1 protein-coding gene is annotated in these 352 nt (G+C 34.9%); it reads right to left on the reverse strand.

What is annotated here, in order from left to right; genetic code table 11:
- On the reverse strand, positions 1–352 hold a 352-nt coding region (locus tag DMC01_RS14370; RefSeq protein WP_185909001.1), incomplete at both ends, for a hypothetical protein.

Genomic DNA, 352 nt, shown 5'->3' on the forward strand with positions numbered 1-352 from the left:
TTGCTCCTCATAAACAAAGGCTTTAAGCATTATTTCTTGCTCTGTATCTATGGTGTAAATCTCATTTTGTGAATTTGACAAGCTATCTTTATCATCTATAAATTTGCCTTCTTTATCCTTTTTATAAGCCTTGATAAGCCCTATGTTTAAAGCCTTTTTCATAGGACTAAGCTCACAAGGTATAAATTCACAGTCGCACATAGCAGCTAAAGTATTAACCTGATAAAGCTTGTTAAACAAAGACACAAAGCCCTTGTTGTAGGTTCTTTCTTCTTTTGAGTTGTTGTTTGTTGTGCTTGTTGCAAGGGTGTTTGTTATGGCTGTGTTCTTTGCTGTGTTTATGAAAGCTACG

It is taken from the genome of Campylobacter troglodytis, from assembly GCF_006864425.1.
Lineage (GTDB): Bacteria > Campylobacterota > Campylobacteria > Campylobacterales > Campylobacteraceae > Campylobacter_D > Campylobacter_D troglodytis.